The 18,553-nt window shown below is 59.8% G+C and carries 15 protein-coding genes; 6 read left to right on the top strand and 9 right to left on the bottom strand.

Annotated features, from left to right (window positions below; all coding sequences use genetic code 11):
• Nucleotides 1–22: 22 nt before the first annotated feature.
• The 4 genes from arcC to arcD are packed head-to-tail and all read right to left on the bottom strand — an operon-like array spanning nt 23 to nt 4,664.
• Entirely contained in the window at nt 23–946 is a 924-nt protein-coding gene (arcC, locus tag Q4Q11_RS12175; RefSeq protein WP_113215547.1) for a carbamate kinase, read from the bottom strand.
• A gap of 1 nt (nt 947) precedes the next feature.
• Nucleotides 948–1,949 (bottom strand): ornithine carbamoyltransferase, encoded by a 1,002-nt coding sequence (gene argF / locus Q4Q11_RS12170; protein ID WP_498569628.1) that lies wholly within the window; start codon nt 1,947–1,949, stop codon nt 948–950.
• Nucleotides 1,950–1,966: 17 nt separating this feature from the next.
• Nucleotides 1,967–3,184, bottom strand: coding sequence for an arginine deiminase (locus Q4Q11_RS12165; protein ID WP_113215545.1), 1,218 nt, complete (start codon nt 3,182–3,184; stop codon nt 1,967–1,969).
• Nucleotides 3,185–3,197: 13 nt separating this feature from the next.
• Nucleotides 3,198–4,664 (bottom strand): arginine-ornithine antiporter, encoded by a 1,467-nt coding sequence (arcD, locus tag Q4Q11_RS12160; protein WP_498569627.1) that lies wholly within the window; start codon nt 4,662–4,664, stop codon nt 3,198–3,200.
• 737 nt (nt 4,665–5,401) lie between these two features.
• On the opposite strand from arcD, the gene Q4Q11_RS12155 reads away from it, so the two are divergent.
• The 3 genes from Q4Q11_RS12155 to Q4Q11_RS12145 are packed head-to-tail and all read left to right on the top strand — an operon-like array spanning nt 5,402 to nt 10,276.
• The gene (locus Q4Q11_RS12155; protein ID WP_498569626.1) at nt 5,402–6,436 is read left to right on the top strand and encodes an HlyD family secretion protein; all 1,035 of its coding nucleotides are present in this window, start codon (nt 5,402–5,404) and stop codon (nt 6,434–6,436) included.
• Complete coding sequence (rbbA, locus tag Q4Q11_RS12150; RefSeq protein ID WP_113215542.1) at nt 6,433–9,150, top strand: ribosome-associated ATPase/putative transporter RbbA; 2,718 nt, start codon at nt 6,433–6,435, stop codon at nt 9,148–9,150. The genes Q4Q11_RS12155 and rbbA overlap by 4 nt, the downstream gene beginning before the upstream one ends.
• A 1-nt stretch (nt 9,151) precedes the next feature.
• Nucleotides 9,152–10,276 (top strand): ABC transporter permease, encoded by a 1,125-nt coding sequence (locus tag Q4Q11_RS12145; RefSeq protein ID WP_498569625.1) that lies wholly within the window; start codon nt 9,152–9,154, stop codon nt 10,274–10,276.
• A gap of 163 nt (nt 10,277–10,439) precedes the next feature.
• Here Q4Q11_RS12145 and Q4Q11_RS12140 read toward each other — a convergent pair whose 3' ends face one another.
• From Q4Q11_RS12140 to Q4Q11_RS12130, 3 genes are read right to left on the bottom strand one after another with little or no spacing between them, the layout of a single operon-like run.
• Complete coding sequence (locus Q4Q11_RS12140) at nt 10,440–11,639, bottom strand: MFS transporter (RefSeq protein WP_498569624.1); 1,200 nt, start codon at nt 11,637–11,639, stop codon at nt 10,440–10,442.
• 57 nt (nt 11,640–11,696) lie between these two features.
• Entirely contained in the window at nt 11,697–13,112 is a 1,416-nt protein-coding gene (gene chrA / locus Q4Q11_RS12135) for a chromate efflux transporter (RefSeq protein WP_498569623.1), read from the bottom strand.
• Between the two features lie 16 nt (nt 13,113–13,128).
• On the bottom strand, nt 13,129–14,112 hold the full coding sequence (locus Q4Q11_RS12130) for a chromate resistance protein ChrB domain-containing protein (protein ID WP_498569622.1): 984 nt from the start codon (nt 14,110–14,112) through the stop codon (nt 13,129–13,131).
• A 100-nt stretch (nt 14,113–14,212) separates the two neighbouring features.
• Here Q4Q11_RS12130 and Q4Q11_RS12125 point away from each other — a divergent pair, with 100 nt between their 5' ends.
• From Q4Q11_RS12125 to Q4Q11_RS12115, 3 genes are all read left to right on the top strand, one after another.
• Complete coding sequence (locus tag Q4Q11_RS12125) at nt 14,213–15,190, top strand: Fe-Mn family superoxide dismutase (RefSeq protein WP_498569621.1); 978 nt, start codon at nt 14,213–14,215, stop codon at nt 15,188–15,190.
• A gap of 4 nt (nt 15,191–15,194) precedes the next feature.
• Nucleotides 15,195–15,665 (top strand): chromate resistance protein ChrB domain-containing protein, encoded by a 471-nt coding sequence (locus Q4Q11_RS12120; protein ID WP_113215537.1) that lies wholly within the window; start codon nt 15,195–15,197, stop codon nt 15,663–15,665.
• Nucleotides 15,666–15,893: 228 nt separating this feature from the next.
• Complete coding sequence (locus tag Q4Q11_RS12115; RefSeq protein WP_112508062.1) at nt 15,894–16,778, top strand: DUF1259 domain-containing protein; 885 nt, start codon at nt 15,894–15,896, stop codon at nt 16,776–16,778.
• A gap of 301 nt (nt 16,779–17,079) precedes the next feature.
• Here Q4Q11_RS12115 and Q4Q11_RS12110 read toward each other — a convergent pair whose 3' ends face one another.
• Nucleotides 17,080–17,772 (bottom strand): amino acid ABC transporter permease, encoded by a 693-nt coding sequence (locus Q4Q11_RS12110; RefSeq protein ID WP_113215535.1) that lies wholly within the window; start codon nt 17,770–17,772, stop codon nt 17,080–17,082.
• A gap of 19 nt (nt 17,773–17,791) precedes the next feature.
• A complete protein-coding gene (locus Q4Q11_RS12105) occupies nt 17,792–18,499 on the bottom strand; it encodes an amino acid ABC transporter permease (RefSeq protein WP_113215534.1) in 708 nt (235 codons plus the stop codon).
• Nucleotides 18,500–18,553 lie beyond the last annotated feature (54 nt).

The raw sequence follows: 18,553 nt of genomic DNA, 5'->3' as shown, positions 1-18,553 counted from the left end.
CCTCGGACTTCCTCTGCGGATTCTACAGCCTCTTGCTGTACAGTTGCGGATCGAGGAATGTTCCTTTTTCAGCACGAACGATAGCGACTGCATCCTCCAACCTGCCGATACCCGCCGGTCTGCCCATCTTCGCTGCGAACTGGACTGCGGCGGCAACCTTCGGTGCCATAGAACCGGCAGGAAACGGCTGATCGGAGATCGCTTCTGGAGCAATGCAACCCAAGGCACGGGCTCTGGGGGTGCCGTAGTCCAGATAAACGGCATCGACATCCGTCAGAAGCAGCAGCATATCGGCGTTGAGCTGCTCTGCCAGGAGCGCGCTTGCAGCGTCCTTGTCAATCACGGCCTCGATTCCAACGAGGCTGCCGTCGCTTCGCTGGATCACCGGGATGCCCCCACCGCCGGTGCAGATGACGGTGACGCGATGACTAACCAACAGCGAGATGACTTTTGCTTCTACGATGCCTAAGGGTTTTGGCGAGGCAACGACGCGACGCCAGCTCTCGCCGTCGGGCGCGACCCGCCAGCCGCGTTCTTTGGCCAGTTGCCGGGCGGTGGCCGCGTCGTAAACCGGCCCTATGAATTTGGTTGGATGCAAGAAGGCCGGATCCTGCTCGTCCACGCGCACCAGCGTCAGCAGGGTTGCAAGCGGATTGTCCTTCAGGATATTCCCGAGTTCCTGTTCGATCATATAGCCGATCATGCCCTCGGTTTCGGCCCCGAGCACATCCAAGGGAAAGGCGCCGCCATTGGGTGCTGCTGCCTGAAGGGCCAGGAGGCCGACCTGGGGACCGTTGCCATGGGTGATGACCAGTGAATGGCCGGCGAGGATGAGCTCGGCCAAGGCCATCGCAGCAAGCCGGACATTCGCGCGCTGATGTTCGGCGGTCATCGGCTCGCCACGACGCAAGAGCGCGTTCCCACCAAGTGCAGTGACAATCAGCATGTCAGCCTCCGATCGTCGCGACAAGCAGCGCCTTGATCGTGTGCATGCGATTTTCGGCCTCATCGAAGACAATGGAGGCGCGCGACTCGAAAACCTCGTCGGACACCTCCATGCAATCGATCCCGTATTCCTTGGCGATGCGGGCGCCGACTTCGGTCTTGGTATCGTGAAACGCCGGAAGACAATGCATGAACTTCGCATAGGGATTTTCCGTCGCTGCCATTACCTCAGTGGTGACGCGGAAAGGAGAAAGAAGCTGGATGCGCTCAGCCCAAGCCGCTTCATTCTCACCCATTGAAAGCCAGACGTCGGTGTAGATGAAATCGGCGCCCAGCACTCCTGAACCCACGTGCTCCTTCAACGCGAACTTGCCGCCGTTCTTGAAAGCCTCCGCTTTCACGTGATCGGCAAAAGATTGCTCCGGCCATAGAGCCGTCGGCGAGACGAGGCGAAAATCGATCCCGACTTTCGCAGCACCAATGGCAAGCGACATCGCCACGTTGTCGCGCCCATCGCCAAGGAATGCAACGACCATATCTGACAGATGTTTATGGGTGAACTCGCGCATCGTCATGAGGTCAGCGAGAATTTGCGTCGGGTGCGAGACATCGGTGAGCCCATTATAGACCGGCACGCCGGAATAGGTCGCAAGTTCTTCGACTGCCTTTTGCGCAAAACCGCGATACTCGATGGCGTCATAGATGCGTCCCAAGACACGGGCAGTATCCTTCATCGATTCCTTGTGACCGATGTGGCTGCCGGTTGGACCCATATAGGTGACGTGCGCACCCTGATCATAGGCGGCCACCTCGAAACCCGTTCGGGTGCGCGTCGAATCCTTTTCGAAGATAAGGGCGATATTCTTCCGCGTGAGGCGAGGCACTTCGTAGCCCCCAAGCTTGGCGGCCTTGAGATCGGCCGCCAGGCGCAAGAGGAAGCGGATCTCATCCGGGCTCAGATCGTCGAGCGACAAGATGCTGCGGCCATGAAGATTGACAGCCATGATGGGCTCCTGTGTTGCTATAGGGAATCGCGAACGAGAGGGCATGTCATGCAATGTCCGCCGCCGCGGCCCCGGCTGAGTTCAGCGCCCTCGATGGTGATGACTTCGACGCCTGCGCGGCGCAGGAGCGTGTTGGTGTAGACGTTGCGGTCGTAGCCGATGACGGTTCCGGGCTCGATGGCGATTACGTTGTTCCCATCATCCCATTGCTCGCGTTCTGCCTCGTAGTGATCGCCGCCAGTCGCGACGAGCCGCAAGCTCTTCAACCCCAACGCTTCTGCCACGACGTTCGTGAATGGAGATGTTTCCTCTCTCACGTCGATCAAGCCTTCGGCGTCGCCTGGCCGCAGCGAGAAGCTGCGCAGACGATCGATGACGGGAGGATACATCGTCACGAGATCGCGATCGCAAAATGTGAAGACGGTATCGAGATGCATGAAACTGCGGTCGCGCGGCATCAGGGCTGCGACAACGCGCTGTGCAATGCCATTCGCAAAGAGATTTCGAGCCAAGGCGCCGACGGCCTGCGGGGTGGTACGTTCACCCATCCCGATGAGCACGACACCACCGCCGATTGGCATGACGTCGCCACCCTCAAGACTGGTTTCGACAACCGAGTCCTCGGGCGAGACGAAAGTGAAGCCGGCGCTGTCGAAGCGCGGATGAAAGCGATATACCGCCTCGACGTTCGCCGCCTCCGGGCGCCGCGCCTGCCAATACATGGCATTGACCGAAACGCCGCCGTAGATCCAACAGGAACTGTCTCGGGTGAAGAGCTGGTTCGGTAATGGCGGAAGCACGAAATCCTGCGGCGCGAGCGTCCGCCCAGTCAGTCCGAGTGGCTCGAACGGTAGTTCGGCGCGCGCGATACCACCAACGAGATAGGTCGCAAGTCGATCGGACGGCATTTCATTCAACCAGCCGCGCAACTCGTCGACCATGTCGCGTCCGACAATAGCCGGTTGGACACGGCGATCCAGCAGCCAGCGACGTGCCTCAGGCAAGGCCATCGTTTCCGCGAGGAGCTCGCCCAGGGACTGCACGACCACACCGCGTTCGCGCAAGGCATCAACGAAGATGTCGTGCTCTTGACGTGCACGTTTCACCCATAAGACTTCGTCGAAGAGCAGAGCCTTGCAATTGTCCGGGGTTAACCGCCTAAGACTGAGATCGGGTCGATGGACCATGACTTCGCGGAGTCGACCGACTTCCGAATGAACGCCCAAGATATTCATGATGTTGATCCTGTCAAAACGGACTGACGATGCCGATCCACATGTCGTAAGCGGCAAGGAGCGCCACTGCGACAAGGGCGAGCGCGAGAAGAGCCTCAAGCGGATGGAAGGTTCGTTGGCCTGTTTCACGTCGCGCAAGGACGTAGAACAGGATGCCAGGCGCATAGAGGATTGCGCACATGAACAGGTAAGACAGGCCGGCGGCGTAGACGAGCCAGAGCCCGTAGACCGTTGCTAAGATCCCGACGAGCATCGAAGCCATTCGCCGCTCGCCCGGAGCAAAGCTATCGCCGCTTAGGGCCAACTTCGCCGCGTAGGCGCCGGAGAAGATGTAGGGCACCAGAATGGCGGTCGAGGCGATTGAAAACAATGCCTGATACGTGCTGTGGGCATACAGCGTGACAATGAGGAAGGCCTGGACCAGAAGATTGGTGATCGACAAGGAGAGCCACGGCACTCCGCGCTCGCTTTCCCGGGCGAAGAACTTTGGCATGGTGCCATCTTTCGCTGCAGCGAAGGGAATTTCCGCCGCGAGCAGCGTCCAGCTCAAAAAGGCGCCGATCACCGAGACAACAAGCGCGATATTGATAAGAATGGCGCCCCACGGACCGATCACGGCCTCGAGCACTCCAGCCATGGACGGGTTCTTCAAGGCGGCGAGCGCCGGCTGGTTGAGAATACCGAGCGAAAGCAGTGACACGAGCGCATAGAGAGCGAGGCAGGTGAAAAAGCCAAGGACCGTCGCCCTGGCGATATCCTGCCGCCGCTCCGCCCGAGCGGAAAACACGCTAGCTCCCTCTATGCCGATGAAGACCCAGAGAGTGACCAACATCGTGCTCTTGACTTGGGTGGTGATGGAGCCGAGGCCAGCATTTCCCAAACCGGTAAAATCGAGCGAGAAGACGTCCAGCTTAAAGGCAACCACTGCTACGCCGATGAACAATATGATCGGCGCGATTTTCGCGACGGTCACAATAAGGTTGACGACCGCGGCTTCGCGGATGCCAGCAAGGACAAGCGCGTGGATTAACCACAGCAGCATCGACGCGCCAAGCACGGCCTGCCAAGTATTTCCGTCTCCGAAGGATGGGAAGAAATAGGATAGCGCGCTAAAGACGATAACAGCATAAGAAACGTTGCCGATCCAAGCGCTGATCCAGTAACCCCAAGCGCTGTTGAAACCGATGAACGGTCCAAAACCGGCCTTCGCGTAGGCATATGGGCCAGCATTGAGGTTCGGTTTGCGAGTGGCGAGCGACTGATACACAAAGACAAGGGCCAACATACCGATCGCGGTGATCGCCCAGCCGATTGTGACCGCCAGTGGGCCAGCGCCGGTTGCCATGTTCTGCGGCAGACTGAAGACGCCGGAGCCGATCATCGAGCCGATGACGAGTGCCGTCAGTGATCCAAGGCGCAATTTGCTACTGGTCGCGGTGGGGGCAGTCGAGACGACCGGTTTGATGTCGGCTGAAGCCATGACTTTCTCCCAAAGATTGAGAATACCGATGGGGCGGAGTGGATATCAAACGGCGGTGATCGACTTTGATCCTGATCAAGTCGATCGCAAACTTCGCATACGCTGACGGGCATCATCCACGAAAACTGACCGCGATCCGCCTTTACTGAGGCTTGGCCTCCGTCCGCCCAGACCGCGACCACATGTAAGGCCGAAGTAAACAGGACATCAAAATTAGCTTTGACTGGGGAGGAGCTGGTGGTGCTGGGCGTTATCCCGGCATTGTGGAGATCCTATGAGGAGGGTGGATAGCGACCAGCGCTATGGCAAGGTGAGGTTGCTAAACACAAACACCCCACCTTGGAGGCAAGCAGTTGCCACAACATTCCGCTGAGGCCTGATGCTATCTCCTGAGGGTGCCTCGGAGTGTCGGTACGCAGTCGCTCAAAGTGACTATCGAAGGCCATATGTAAAGCGAGATCTGACGACGACGCTAAACGGACGCTAAAAGATTGACTGAGGAAAGTGAAAGCCGTCGGCCCTTTTGTGCTCGTGCCTAACCGAAGCTTTCCCGCCACCGGCGACAATCTTCTCTTGCACGGATCGTATCGAACAATGTCTCAAGTGACGGCGAGTTTGCGTTCCGCAGATGACCTACATCAATGATGGGCGGGCTCACCCGCGAATAATGAACGTAGCGCCGAAGTGGTTCGCCACGCCGGCAGCACCCATCCAATCCGTTCTCTGGGAGCCGGTTCTTGTACAAACTGCACGTCCCCCTTTTATTCGCCGTTGCTGTCATCCTGACCTTAAATGTGGTAAGCCACGATGCCGCAGCGCGTGATGCAACGACATTGAAAGATCATGTGCAAGAGCTCTGGAGCAAGTTGCGCGGCAGCGAGCAGCCGGCTGGGATTGCGGTGTCCAACGGCCGCATCGAAGCACAACAGGTTCTGGTCTCCGCGAAGTTCGCCGGTCGTGTCGCTGATGTTCTAGTCGAAGAGGGACAGATCGTCGACGCAGGAGCGATCATTGCGCGAATGGACACCTCCGAACTCGACGCGCAGCTTTCGGGGGCTCAGGCGGAAGTTCGGCGTTCCGAAACCGGTGTGGCAAGTGCCGAGGCGACCATTGCACAGCGCGACAGCGAACTTACACTCGCGCACCAGGAACTCGACCGAGCGTTCAATCTCAGCGCCACGGGCAGTGGTACACGGCAACAACTCGACCTACGTCGCAGCCAACTTACCGTTGCCGAGGCGGCCTCCCGCTCCGCGCTTGCAAGTCGTGACGAGGCTCAAGCTGCCTTGGATGCAGCTCGCGCCGAAGTGGCGCGCATTCGCTCTCAACTCGATGACGCGATCCTAAAGGCGCCAAGGCGAGGGCGTGTGGAATACAAGTTGGTACAATCGGGTGAAGTGGTGGCAGCTGGCGCGCCGATCGCGACGCTTCTGGATCTGGCGGATGTCTACATGACGGTTTTCTTGCCGGCTCGGGTGGCTGGGCGTCTGGTTTTTGGCGATGAGGCGCGCATCATTCTCGATCCGGCACCTGATTATGTCGTACCTGCAATGATCTCCTTCGTTGCCGCCGAGGCGCAGTTCACGCCAAAGACGGTAGAGACCGATGACGAACGCGAAAAGCTGATGTTCCGTGTCAAGCTTCGTATCGCATCCGATTTGCTGAAGCAGTACGAAGCACAGGTGAAGACAGGGGTTCGCGGCGTGGGTTATGTGCGCACCGATCCGGCCGCCCCTTGGCCGCCGCAACTCACCGTGAAGTTGCCCCAATGACTGGCGCGGTTATCCACCTTGCGGGCGTCACCCATCGTTATGGAAAAAAACTGGCGCTCGACGGGGTCGACCTCCTTCTTCCGTCCGGCTGCATGGCAGGCGTAATTGGTCCCGACGGGGTCGGAAAGTCGACGCTGCTCGCGCTCGCTGCCGGTACAACAAGGTTGCAACAGGGGAACATCCGCGTCCTCGGCGGCGACATGTCCGACGCGCGTCAACGCCGCCTCGTCGGTGCCCGCATTGCCTATATGCCTCAGGGTCTCGGCCGCAATCTCTATCCGACGCTGAGCGTTGCGGAAAATCTTGATTTCTTCGGTCGTCTCTTTGCTATGGATCGCAGCGAGCGCCAGGAACACATGGACGAGCTGCTCAAAATGACGGGGCTTGCTCAATTTCGGGGCCGCCCCGCCGGTAAGCTGTCAGGCGGCATGAAACAGAAACTCGGTATCTGCGCAGCACTTATTCATGATCCGGATATTCTGATCCTCGATGAGCCGACGACCGGCATCGATCCGCTATCGCGTCGGCAATTCTGGGAGCTGATCGCACGTATGCGGGCGCGGCGGCCGGGAATGAGTGTCATTGTCGCGACGGCATATATGGAAGAAGCCGAACGTTTCGATTGGCTTGCCGCAATGTATGGCGGACGGCTGATCGCAACAGGCAGCCCTGCGGAAGTTAAGCGGAGCGCAGGACAATCTTCCCTGGAGGGTGCCTTCGTTGCGCTTTTGCCGGAGGAGGTGCGCAGAGCAGATGTGCCAATTGTCGTTGTCCCGCGACCGATCGGAGATGGTGTACCCGCCATCGAAGCCGAGGGACTTACGAGACGTTTTGATGACTTCACGGCGGTCGATCATGTGAGCTTTCGTATCGACAAGGGTGAAATTTTCGGCTTTCTCGGCTCGAATGGCAGTGGCAAAACTACGACCATGAAGATGTTGACGGGTCTGCTTCCTGCAAGCGAGGGGGAGGCGCGCCTCTTCGGTCAGCCGCTCAAAGCCGGAGATTTGGAAACGCGCCGCCGTGTCGGCTACATGTCTCAGGCATTTTCTCTCTACGGTGAACTCACGGTGCGCCAGAACTTGGTACTGCATGCACAGTTGTTTGGCATTCCGGCCGAGCATGCGACGGTTCGCGTCCAGGAAATGCTGAGCGACTTCGAACTTGCAGCTGTCGCCGACAGTCGTCCCGAGAGCTTGCCGCTCGGCATGCGGCAGCGCCTGCAACTGGCGGCCGCTGTCATCCATCGGCCGGAAATATTGATACTCGACGAGCCGACATCCGGCGTCGATCCGGTCGCTCGCGACAGTTTCTGGCGTTCGCTCCTCACACTCTCACGACGAGACGGGGTAACGATCTTTCTGTCTACGCATTTCATGAACGAAGCCGAACGCTGTGATCGGATCTCCTTGATGCACCAAGGCAAGGTGCTTGCCGTCGGCAGTCCGACGGAACTGAAGAAGCAGCGCGGTCGCGAGGCACTGGAGGATGTCTTCATCGACGTACTCACCGAGGCGGGAATGGGACGGGACGATACGTCTACGATTGCAACGCCGGCGCAAGCCGCACTCGTCTCGAAGCCCGGCATCTTTGATTTTCGCAGGTTGTGGGCTTATGCATGGCGCGAAACCCTGGAGATACGCCGTGACGTCACCCGTCTAGCCTTCGCATTGCTGGGTCCCGCAATCCTTCTCCTGACCTTCGGCTATGGCATCTCCTTCGATGTGGAGCGCCTGCCATTTGCGGTCTTCGATCAGGATCAATCGGCTCAGAGCAGACAACTTCTGGAAAGCTTCCAAGGTTCACGCTATTTCGAGGAGCGGCCGGTGGCCTCTTCCGTCGATGACCTCGAGACTCGCCTCAAAAGCGGTGAGCTGAAGCTGGCGATCGAGGTTCCGACCGACTTCGGGAGGGATCTCATACGTCAGATCCACCCGGAAGTCTCGGTCTGGCTTGACGGCGCCATGCCTTTCCGGGCGGAGACGGCGCGCGGATATGTCTCAGGGCTCGCCACGAGCTACATGAGGGACAATGCCGCCCGTCAAAACGGTCGCGCTACATCCGCCTATCCGATCGAGATTGAAAGTCGGTTTCGTTATAATCAGGCTTTCAAAAGTGCCAATGCCATTGTGCCAAGTGTCATCGTGCTCATGTTGGTGCTCATTCCCGCCATCATGACCGCCCTTGGTGTCGTCAAGGAGAAAGAGACCGGATCGATCGCCAATTTTCAGTCGACGCCCGTCACGAAGATTGAATTCCTTCTTGGCAAGCAGTTGCCTTACGTCGCGATCGCCTTCCTGAGTTTCATTCTTCTTGCGCTGATCACTCGTATTGTCTTCGGAGTGCCGATCAAAGGCTCCCTCCTGACTTTTGCTGCTGGGTCATTGCTCTATGTTTTTGCGACGACCGGCTTCGGCCTGTTCATATCGAGCTTTGTCCGCAGTCAGGTCGCCGCTATTTTTGCAACAGCCATCATCGCCATTATTCCCGCAGTGAATTTTTCTGGACTGCTCGTCCCGGTCTCCTCGCTTTCGGGAGGCGCGCGACTGATGGGGCTTGCTTTCCCGTCGGCATGGTATCAGCCGGTCAGCGTCGGTGTCGTTGCAAAGGGGCTCGGTTTTGCCGATCTCTGGTTTGATATGTTGGTGATCGGCCTCTTTGGACTTGGGTTCATCGCCGCCGCCATCATTTCGTTGCGAAAGAGGGGCGCGTGATATGGCTGGCCGTCTTTCCCGGATCCTTCGCCTCGGCATCAAGGAGCTTTACAGCCTCAAGGCTGATCCTGTCCTAGTCGTGCTGATCGTCTACACATTTACCTTTGCCATCTACGCGGTGGCGACGGGCGCGAAATTCGAGGTGGAGAACGCCGCGGTGGCGATCGTCGACGAGGACCATTCGATGCTGTCGGCACGATTACGCGATGCTTTGCTGCAGCCCTTTTTCAAGTCTCCGGAATTGATCGATGCTGACGAGATCGATGCTGTGATGGACGCGGGCCGCTTCGTTTTTGTTGTCGAGATCCCACCTAAATTCGAGCAGGACGTGATTGCCGGGCGCCATCCATCGGTCCAGCTCGACATCGACGCGACCGCGATGTCGCAAGCCGGCAACGGAGCCTCCTATATCCAGAATATCATCCTGCAGGAGGTGCTGACGGCAGTACCTGGAGCCGATCAGACACAGCCGATCAATCTTGTCGTGCGGGCGAAATTCAACCGGAACCTCAAGTCCGAATGGTTCACGGCCGTGATGCAGGTGATCAACAATATCACCATGCTCTCGCTTATCTTGACGGGCGCAGCACTGATCCGCGAGCGCGAACATGGAACGATCGAGCACCTGCTTGTCATGCCGGTCACCCCGATCGAGATCATGCTTGCAAAAATATGGGCAAACGGTCTCGTCATTGTGGTCGCCGCGATCTCCTCACTCATCGTCGTGGTTGAGCGTCTGCTCGGTGTGCCTGTCGCGGGATCTGTAAGCCTCTTTGTAGCCGCAGCCGTCCTCTACCAGTTTTCAGTGACGTCGCTTGGCGTCTTGATCGCCACTGTTTCGACCTCGATGGCGCAATTCGGGCTGATCGTCATGCCGGTTCTTATCATTATGAATCTTTTGTCCGGAAGCACGACGCCGATGGAAAGTATGCCTAACTGGTTGCAGAAGGTAATGCAGTTTTCTCCGTCGACACATTTCGTCGCGCTATCACAAGCTGTGCTTTATCGAGGAGCCGGACTTGCGATCATATGGCCGCAAATGCTGGCACTCGCCGGCATTGGAGTAGCGTTCTTCGCTATCGCCGGATTACGTTTTCGCAAGTCGCTTCTCAACGTTCAACGATGAATTGATGTTGTGAGATGCCGGCCTATACGCCATCAATGGGAGCATTAACGAGTGCCGAATGAGGGGGCGGTGCAATCTGCGACCTGTTCCCGGACCGGTCGCGGCGAATTGCGGTGACGGCGCGTGAGAGCGCGCCAGTCCCCCGACGGGCCGCAGGTTTCTTTCAGCGCTCCTCCGGCGGTTTGTGATGCCGGAATTGCAGCAGCAAGAGCAGGTCGTAGGCGGTCTTCAGTGACCCGCAGATAAGGAGCGGCCAGGCGCGATAGGATGCGGCAAACAGCACACCGGCCAGCGCCGGGCTCGCCGCGGCGGCCAAGCTGCGCGGCACGGAGGTGAAGCTTGCGGCCGCGGCCCGTTCCGCCTCCGTCACCACCGCCATCACATAGGAGGAGCGCGTGGGAACGTCCATCTGTGACAGGCCGGCGCGGATCGTCAGCAGAATCAGAACCAGAGGCAAGGTCGGTGCAACGGCCGCCAGCATCAGCGCGATGCTTGAGGGGATGTGGGTGAACACCATGGTGTTGATCAGCCCGATCCGTTTCGACAGCCATGCTGCGACCGGGAACGAGAAGGCCGACAACACCCCGGTCCAGAAGAAGAACACCCCAGCTTCCGACAGCGAAAGATTGAAGCGCTCGAACAGCCACAGCGCCAGCAGCGACTGAACGACAAAGCCGCCGGCAAAAGCGTCGAGGCTGAAGAGGGCTGCCAGTTTCAGGACGATAGCGCGCGACGGACCCAACCCGGCGCCCACGTCCTTGGCCTCGCGATTTGGTGGGCGGGCGGGGACGCGGGAATAAAGCAGGGTACCGGCTACGCCGACGATCGCATAGAGCACGAACATCAGCTTGATGGCTGTCAGTTGTCCAAGCCCGGCGAACGCCCTGGCATCGGGCAGGGCCGCCGCAAGGGCGCCGACAGCGCTTGCAAGCGCTCCGACGAGGCTGTAGCGCGCGAACACCGTCGTCCGATCGCGATCGCCGGCGTTTCGAGCAAGGACTGCGTGCTCCAGCGGCACGAAGACACTGACACTGCCGGTCGATGGATTGATCGTGCCAGCGCAGGCGACCACCAGCAGCAGCGCGTAGTCGGTAACGACGGACATGGCGCCACCCGTGGCGACCATCAGACAGGCAGCGGCGAGAAGCAGGCGGCGCAGATCATGACGCGCACCGAGGATCCCGACAGCGACGGTCAACAGTGCCGAGCCGAAAAGGGACGCCGTCGCAAGCACGCCGACTTGCAGCGGTGAGAACCCCAAGACGAGCAAATAGACCGGCAGCAGGATTGCGACGAAGCCATCGCCGAAGTCGCGCAGCGCGCGGGCCGCAAACAGATATGTGGACGGACGACTGCGTTGCACCGGTGTCCTGACCCCGGATTGCTGACGGTTTTGATCGTAGGGCGGGGCGCGCACGCGTCAGACCCAGCCCATCAGCAGGCCATAGGCCAGGCCGAGGACGGAGCAGGCGGCGAGCACTGTCAGCATGCCGACCTTGAAACGGAACACCGCGATCATCGCACCAAGTGTCAGCACGAAGGAGGCGATATTCAGCGAGCTTAAGACCGGCGCGTCGAAGCTGATCCCGAACCCATGGATCGGGTATGTTTGAGAAAACAGAACATGCAGCGCGAACCACACCGCAAGGTTCATGATAACTCCGACGATGGCCGCCGTGATGGCCGAGAGCGCCGCCGACAGGGCCTTGTTGCTCCTCAAGCTCTCGATGAACGGCGCACCGAGAAAGATCCAAAGGAAGCAGGGAACGAAGGTCACCCAGGTGGTCAGCAATCCGCCGAGTGTTGCGGCAAGCAAGGGGCTGAGCGAACCCGGTGCGCGATAGGCGCCCATGAAGCCGACGAATTGCGTGACCATGATCAATGGACCCGGCGTCGTTTCGGCCATGCCGAGACCATCGAGCATTTCGCCGGGTTTGAGCCAATTATAATGGTCGACAGCCTGCTGGGCGACGTAAGACAGGACGGCATAGGCGCCGCCGAACGACACGGCGGCCGTCTTCGAAAAGAAGAAGCCGATATCCGTGAAGATGTTTGCGGAGCCGAATACGGCCCACAAGACGAGTGTAGGGGCGAGCCATAATAGCAGGAAGGTGCCGGCAATCCTGATCGACCAGCCGATCGAGGGCCGCGCATGTAGGGGCGTTTCCTCGCCAAGGGCGGTGTCCGCATCGGCGACCGGTTTTCCGCCAGCCTTTGCGTGGTTTCCGCCGGGCGCAAATGCCGCCCATCCGGCCCGATTACCGAGGTAGCCGATAATGGCGGCTGCAAGAACGACAAGCGGGAAGGGGGTATGGAAGAGTGCCAGCGCGAGGAAGGCGGCCACAGCCAGTCCTCTTAGGACATTGTTCTTCAAAGCGCGCCGGCCGATCCGAAGCACGGCTTCGACCACGATCGCCAGCACGGCTGCCTTGAGCCCGAAGAACAGGGCCTGGACTGCGCCGACATTGCCGAAGATCGCGTAGATCCAGCTCAGCGCCATAATGGCGACAAGACCGGGGAGCACGAACAGGATGCCCGCAACCAGGCCGCCCTTGGTCTTGTGCAGAAGCCAGCCGATATAGATGGCCAGTTGCTGCGCTTCCGGTCCCGGCAGCAGGTGGCAATAGTTCAATGCCTGGAGGAAGCGGTTGTCGCCGATCCAGCGTTTCTCGTCGACGAGGATGCGGTGCATGACGGCGATCTGGCCGGCGGGACCCCCGAAGCTCAAGGCAGCCACGCGCGCCCAGACGCGCGTGGCTTCACCGAATGAAATGCCGTGCGCCGGCGTATCGTTGGATCGGTGCGGCGCTGTACCGAGATGTTCGATCTTGCTCATGTCGGTTTCCTGTGCGTCAGCCACGCTTGGCGCGGAAATATTGGTAGAGATTGTCGAACACCGGCTTGCCCTGGGTGATCCGCTGCTCGTCATCGGGATTGGCCGCCGTGATGCCCGAGAGTAGGCTGGCAATGCCGGTCGCTTCCTCGCGCCCGAACTTTCCGTCCTTCAGGTCGATGTCGTGAACGATCTCGGCGATTGCCTGCAGGGCGGGATCGGTCAGATCCGCGCGTGTCAGCAAGACCTCGAAACTGCAGCGATCGCCTTCATGGGTGATCTCGCCTTCGAACATGTCGAACCGCAGCTCGCCTGCATTCGGGACATAGCCCTTGCCCGGCACGAAACGGATGATGGCGTCGGGATCGATGAAGCGACGAATGAGCCACGCGCAGGCGATACGGTCGACATAGACCCCCTGACGGGTGACCCAGGTCCGCCCCTTCAGGTCCGCCGCCGTCTGTGGTGTCGTCTTCTGCTGATCGTTGTTCATCTTGGCGTCCTCCGCGAGCCGAGCCTCGAGCGCGGCGATCAGTCCCTCCGCCGATAGGCGGGCGGTGGCATCGAAGAAGTCGATCGCCACGATCTCTGCGAGCCGCTTGCGCAGGCGGACGAGATGCGGTCGTATCTCTGCCATCTCGTCCGCGCTCGATGCCGCCTCGAGCTTTTCTTCAAGACCGCGGGCATCCTTGACGATCGCCTCATAGTCCTCGTCGCGCGCCGCGTCGAACAGTGCGCGCGCCTGTGCATCGGAGAGGCCGTCGATCAGCCGGGCCTCGCACACCATCGCCTCGCCGCCGCCTTCGACGATCTCCTTCAGCAGCCACTCGAAATCTTCCTGCGTCTCGGCGTTGGCCGGCAGCGCATAGACCGTGCTTTTGACGGCGACCGCGCCGATGCCCTGCAGGCGGCGCCAGATTTTAACCCGAAAATAGGCTGGCTTACTCGGCAACTGGTGGATCAGCAGCAGCCAGCGCTGCTCGGTCGTTGAATCTGTGTTCATCGCAAGGACTGTATCATGCAGAAAGACAATTGCAACACTTGTATCATTTTCTGTTCGGGCGTATCGTCCTCGTCGTTGCAATTCCGCCAGTGAGGACACGATGCTGCACCGGATCATGCCGCTCCCCTTCAAGCCTCCGCATCTCGATGGTCTTTCCGAGAAGCTGCTGACGAGCCACTACGAGAATAATTACGGCGGTGCCGTTCGCCGTTTGAACGCAATCGAACATCGCCTCGATGAACTCGACTGGGTCTCGGCTCCAGTCTTCGACATCAATGGCCTGAAGCGCGAGGAACTGATCGCGGCGAACTCGGCGATCCTGCATGAGATCTACTTCGACGGTCTCGGCGGATCGGGGGATGCAGCCGGCGATCTGGCGGCCGCGCTCGAGCGGGATTTTGGCAGCGTTGCGGCCTGGCGATCGCAGTTCTCCGGCTGTGCCAAGGCGCAGGCCGGCGGTTCGGGCTGGACGCTGCTCACCTGGTCGGAGCGCCATCGCCGCCTGATGATCCAATGGGGTCAGGATCATACCAATTGCCTGGCTGGCAGCATTCCGATCATGGCGCTCGACATGTACGAGCATGCCTATCATATCGATTTCGGCGCGAAAGCTGGCGCCTATGTCGACGCCTTCATGAAGAACATCCATTGGGAGCGCGTCGCCGAGCGATACAAACGTGTGATGCGGACGGAGAGTGCCTTTGCCGAGGCCCCGGTCCCCGCGACAAATGACAATCTGGTGGCAGCGGAAGATTTGCGCAGCCGCCTCGAGCGCCAGGAAGATATTGTCCTGCTCGATGTGTGTCTGGCCGAGGACCTGCCCAAACGCAGCGACATGCTGCCGGGTGCGCTGCTGCGCGCGCCCGAGACGATTGCCTCTTGGGCCGACGAAATGCCCAAGGACAGGCCGATCGTCGTTTATTGCGTCTATGGTTTCCAGGTCAGTGGCAATGCGGTGGCCGAGTTGCGCCGCCGCGGGCTCAAAGCGCAGGGGCTTGCCGGCGGAATTGCCGCCTGGCATGCGATCGGCGGTCCGACCGTGCCCTTGGCAAGCGCAGAAAATCAACAAGGGAGATGATGCCATGAAGTGGGTTACCCGTGAACGCCCGGTTATCGACCGTATCGCCTGTCCTTGGCTGATTGCGCGCTTCATCGACAAGGAGCCGGAGTTTCTGTTCGTGCCGCCCGACCAGGTGATCAAGGTTGCCGAAGAAACCGGGGCGACACCCTATGACGTCCCAAATGTCGAATACACCCATGTCGGCGACGGCTGCAGCTTCGACACCTTTGTCGCCAAACATGGTCTCGACACTGATCCGGCGATCGTGACCATCGCCGCCATCGTTCGCGGCGCCGACACCGATCGGCACGACCTGACGCCGCAATCGGCAGGATTGCTTGCGATCTCCATGGGGCTTCGGGACGTGACGTCTGATGACCATGAGGTTCTAAAGCACGGTTTCGTTATCTATGACGCACTCTATGCCTGGGCCTCGCGTCGCAAGGCGGAGACGCATAGCTGGCCGCCCGCCGGGACGCCAACCGCGGCGTAACATCGCCTGCTTCGCGATCGAAAAAGGCTCACGATCAGCTCGGTGACGAGAGATGGATGGGCTGCCAGCGTCGTCAGGTTGCGTTGATTCCAACCGGGTGAGCTTCGCGAACCAGATAGTGACATTCGCGGCAGGGCATCCCGCTGAGACCGGCGCCCGCGGTGAGCGGCATAGATCAAACACATAGGGAAGGGGCAACGCAAACGAGGGCGATGAAAGGAGCACGACATGACTGCAAGACTCGCAATCGGCGCCATCCTGGTGCTGATCTCCATGGTACCCGCATACGCCGATCCCGATTGGACGGAGGTCGGCAAAGCGCTTGGCAAATCCGGCGCGCAAATGTCGGGCGGCATCTACCGCGTGGGGTTGCCGCGCTCGGACCTGAAGGTCACCTTGGACGGTGTGCAGCTCAAACCGGCGCTGGCGCTCGGCTCATGGCTTGCATTCAAACCGATGGGTGATAGCGACGCCATGGTGATGGGCGATCTCGTTCTGACCCAGCCGGAAGTCAACCCGGTGATGACGAAGCTGCTCGACAGCGGAATCGACGTGACTGCCCTCCACAATCATTTGCTGCGGTCCGAACCGGCCACCATGTACATGCATGTCCTCGGACATGGCGATCCGATCAAGCTGGCAACAGCCTTGCATGCCGCGTTGCAGGAGAGCGGGACACCGCTTTCGGACACACCAGCGAGCGCTTCGTCTGCCTCCATCGATCTCGACACCGCGGCCATCGATCGGGTGCTTGGCCACAAGGGCAAGGTGAATGGCGGCGTCTACCAGATGAGCATCCCCCGTGCGGAAACGATCAAGGACGACGGTATGGACGTGCCGGAGGCGATGGGCTCGGCAATCGCCATCAACTTCCAGCCGACCGGGAAAGGCAGCGCGGCGATCACGGGTGACTTCGTGCTCATCGCCTCTGAGGTCAACCCGGTGTTGCGCGCATTGCGGGCCAGCGGAATCGAAGTCACTGCCGTGCACAATCACATGCTCGGCGACCAGCCCCGGCTGTTCTTCATGCACTTCTGGGCAAACGACGGCGTGGCCAAGCTTGCGCAAGGGCTGAGGTCCGCCTTGGACAAGATCAACCTGCAGCACTCCTGATCGCGGTGTCGTAGAAAGGGAGTCCGTGTCGAGACTGAATTGGACCAGGTAGAACGACCGTTATTTCAGGTAGCTCCGAACTACGTCGAGATCGATCGAGGCCACGGCGGGAGCGATCCTGCTTGCGGTGGCAAGCCGCGAATCGTGTTCGCCTGAGATGCCTGACAGCCGAGGTAGGATGCATATCTCAGATCATGAGGGCATGCCGGGGCCAACTGCCGCCATGTCTCGAACCGTCATCCGACCAATTAAACTATAGCCTTGCAAGCCGATTGCATGGCGGCAAGATACAGGCCTACCTTCAAGTCCGCACTCGAAGAGCTCCTTCCAGCCGGTCGGCGATTTGAGTGACAATATAGGCGATCACCATGTAGATCACGACGGCGACAAGGAAGGCTTCGAGATAGTAGAAGTTCAGTGCGGCGGTCAATTGCGACTGCGCGAAAATGTCCACCACTTCAATGGCGAATCCGAGCGAAAGCGCCTTCATGATGACCATGAACGAGTTGGCGAGATCCGGAATGGCTGCGACGATGACCTGCGGGAGCATCACGCGGCGGAAGAGCTGGTTCTTCCTGTAGCCCAGCGAATAGGCGGCATCTGACTGGCCTGTATCGAAAGAGTTCAAGGCGCCTTTGACAACTTCCGCCTGGAAAGCCGCGACGCAGGCGGTCAGAGCTACGATGAGGGTGACCCAGTTCGGCGTCGAATGGCCGTTGTATTCCACACCGACGAGCGAGGAGAGGAATTGCAGCGTCGAAGGCAGCCCATAGTAGGCGAGGAAGATCACCACCACCATCGGCACGCCCTTGAAGGCGACCTTGTAGGCGACGACGAGTTCCCGGAGTACCGGGATCCTGCGGTATTCGACCATGGCGAACAGGCTGCCGATGATCGTCGAGAGGATAAAGATAGCAAACGCCATCGCAAGCGTCAGCGGCACTGCGCCAAGGATGTCCCAGAAATCGGGGAGAAGAACGTCGATATCAAACATGGTGTGTTCCTTCCTTCGATCAGACGCTTGCCATCAGCGTGGTTCGGGCGGGCGTCGCGCTTGAAGCGAACTTCGCGGAACGAAGCTCGAAGGAGCGGACGATCAGCCATGCGACCAGACACAGGGCCGAATAGAGAACCGCCAGCACGAGGTAGGTTTCGAACTGGTACTGGTTGTAGTCGCGCTCCATGACGAGGTGCGCCGTCGCCATCACGTCGGCCGCGCCGATATACATGACGAGGGCGACGTTGTGGATGAGGTAGATGATGGAGTTTCCATAGCCCGGTAGCGCGATGTGCACGGCCTGCGGAGCGAGCACACGCACCAGCTTGTGCCCGAACGTGTAGCCGAGGCTGTCGGCCGCGTCGTGCTGGCCCCGCTCGACGGCAAGGTAGGCGGGGCGCATGACTTCCGACAGATAGCCGCCATGGTAGAGGCTCAAGCCGAGCATCGCGGCGATCGTCGGCGACACGAAGTCCTCGATGCCGAATACGCCGACAAGCACTGGAAGCCCGTAGAAGGCGACGAACAACTGGAGCACGACGGGCACGCTGCGGGCGTAGGACACATAGAGATCGGCCAACTGACTGATCACCGGGATCCTGCGCACCCGGAACGTTGTCGCAATCAAGGCCAGCACGAAGCCGGCGACCATGGCCGTGAACGTGATCGCAAGCGTCAGCGGCAAGGCCGAGAGCAGCTCGGGGATCATTATCGAAAGGTCCACTTCGGAACACTCCTTGTTTCAGTCTCGGGCCTGGTCGCCGGGATCGTGGTCCTG

The sequence above is a fragment of the Rhizobium sp. UFLA01-1127 genome (genome assembly GCF_059803845.1).
This window is presented reverse-complemented; position numbering and strand designations above follow the sequence as displayed.